Origin of the sequence: Thermococcus sp. (assembly GCF_027008145.1) — an archaeon.
In the GTDB taxonomy this organism is placed as follows: Archaea; Methanobacteriota_B; Thermococci; order Thermococcales; family Thermococcaceae; genus Thermococcus.
Map to the genome: position 1 here is coordinate 1 of NZ_JALTCZ010000088.1, position 2,419 is coordinate 2,419.

At 54.2% G+C, this 2,419-nt stretch carries 3 protein-coding genes; all 3 read right to left on the reverse strand.

Features of this window, described 5'->3' with window-relative positions:
• The coding region (locus MVD07_RS04375) for a SufD family Fe-S cluster assembly protein (protein ID WP_297499086.1) at positions 1-845 on the reverse strand (845 nt) is incomplete at its 3' end.
• Positions 838-1,584 carry a Fe-S cluster assembly ATPase SufC gene (sufC, locus tag MVD07_RS04380; RefSeq protein WP_297499082.1) on the reverse strand — a complete coding sequence of 249 codons (747 nt, stop codon included), beginning with the start codon at positions 1,582-1,584 and terminating at the stop codon, positions 838-840. The genes MVD07_RS04375 and sufC, both read right to left, overlap by 8 nt.
• A gap of 71 nt (positions 1,585-1,655) precedes the next feature.
• Positions 1,656-2,419 (reverse strand): S16 family serine protease (locus MVD07_RS04385; protein WP_297499084.1); only part of this gene is annotated, 764 nt, incomplete at its 5' end.

Here is a 2,419-nt window from a genome sequence, read left to right on the forward strand (position 1 = left end):
ATGTTGCTCTTTCCTGAGCCCAGGGTAACCGTCGTGTTGATGAAGCGCGCTTTCCTGCCTATCTTTGCTCTCGTCATAGGTCTGGTGTGGACGTACTCAGGCCAGTTCTGCAAAACGGTGAGCTGGCCCTTGGCGTTCTCGCCGAAGTAGGCCTCGGTCATGTCGAGGTGGAGGGAGTGCCTCAGCAGAACGGGTGAAGTACAGCCCTCAATGAGGTGGAACTCGCTGTTCGGCTCGGCTATGATGATTATGTGGGGTGCCTGGGCCAAAGCGCTCTCCTGGATCAGGAAGAACAGGTGAAGCGGGAAGGGGACTTTGAGGCCCTCCTTGACGTGGAGGAAGATTCCTCCGTTCCAGACTGCTATGTGATAGGCCGTCAGCTTGCTCTCATCAGCGCGGAATAGCTTGAGGAAGTGCTCCCTTACTATACCTGGATACTTCCTGACCGCCTCCTCCGTCGAAAGAACCGTGAGGCCCTTTTTAGCCCACTCCTGAAGGAACTGGTTGTATATAACGCCGGTGTCAGTCTGAACCGTCAGTCCAGCGAGGTACTTCTGCTCGACCTCATCTATGCCGAGCCTGTCCAGGAGGGCCTTCATCTCTGGCGGGAGGTCATCAAGGCTTTCTATCTTCTCGGGGATTCCTTCAACCTCGGGCTTCGCTATAAAGTGGAGAAGCTCCTCCTCGCTTATTATCGGGTCGTTATGGGGGGCTTTTTCAAAGGCCTCAAGGCCTTTATATCTTATCCGCGTCATCCACTCCGGCTCTTTGTTCCTCTTGGCCAGCTCTTCAATCTGGTTCTCGATTATGGCCTTGGCATCGCCTATGGTTATCGTCTCACTCATCGCAACCACACTCCTCGAATATTGCCTGGAAGCCCTTCTCCTCGATCTCCTTCACGAACTCACCGCCACGGTTCATAACTATCTTGCCGCTCCTCATGACGTGAACTCTAAAGGTGCTCGGGTCGAGGTGACCGAGGATTCTGCCGTAGTGGGTGATGAGGAGTACCGCGGTTCCCTTTCGGTGAAGTTCTTCTATCTTCCTGCTTATGACGCTCAGCGAGTCGACGTCGACACCGCTGTCCGGTTCGTCCAGTATGAGGAGCTTTGGTTCAACAAGCAGTGCCTGTAGGAGTTCGAGCCTCTTCCTCTCTCCTCCGGAAAAGCCAACATTTATGTAGCGGTGGAGGTCTTCCTCTCTGAACCACAGCTCTTTGGCCTTTTCAACTATGAGATCATAGGCCTTAACAGGATCCATTCCCCTGAGCTCGACCAAAACCTGCTGGAGGAACTCGATTATCTTCACCCCCCCCACCTCAGGCGGAACCTGAAAAGCCAGAAAGATTCCCCTCTTTGCCCTATCGTCCGGGCCGAGCTCGTGGATTTCGTCACCCTCAAAGAGGATTCTGCCCCCGGTTACGGTGTACCTTGGGTGGCCGGCTATGGTTAAGGCCAGCGTTGACTTACCAGAGCCGTTCGGCCCCATTATGACGTGGAACTCGCCGGGTTCAACTGAGAGGTCAACACCCCTCAGTATCTCCTTGTTCTCAACTGAAACGTGAAGGTTCTCAACTTTGAGCATTAGCTCACCTCCGTGGGTAGCGTTTATGGGACGTTTTTTAAGAATTTCTGGACAGAAATGTGAAACAAATATCAGAAGAGGGGAAGGCTCTCCCTTATCTTTCTCAGGAGCTCATCCTTGGCCGGGCATTCCTCAAGGGCTATCTCAAGCACCTCGTCTATTCTCTCCACGGGGTAAATCTCTATCTTCTCCGCCTTGTCCGGGCTGAGGAAGACGTCCTTCTCGTTGGCCTTGGGGATTATTACCATCTTTATACCGGCCTCTATTGCTGCTTCTATCTTCGGTGTCGCACCCCCAATCGGAAGCACCTCACCGCGGACGCTGAGCGAACCGGTCATGGCAACGTCCTGTCTTATCGGGATGTTCTCCAGCGCCGAGATTACGGCGGTAGCAACGCTTATGCTCGCTGAGTCGCCCTCAACGCCCTCGTAGGTCTGGAGGAACTGGACGTGTATGTCGTAGCGACTTATGTCCTCGCCTTTGTAACGCTTGATTATCGCCGAGACGTTCTGTACTGCTTCCTTGGCTATCTCGCCGAGCTTTCCGGTAACTATTATCTTACCCTCCTCCTTGCTGGCCGCGGGAGCTACAACCGCCTCTATCGGCAGCACTATACCGCTCGCCTCTCCTATGACGGCAAGGCCGTTGACCCTTCCTATCTCGCTCCCCTCGGTCTTTATGACCTGATACTCCTTCTTCCTCTCAATATACCAGTCGGCGAGCTGTTTCTCCAGCGGTTTCGCCAATCTCAAAGCCTCAAGGACGTCCTCCCTCTCGACGTACCTCTTGCCCTTCTTGACCGCTATGTCGCCAGCGGCCCTCACTATTCCACCGA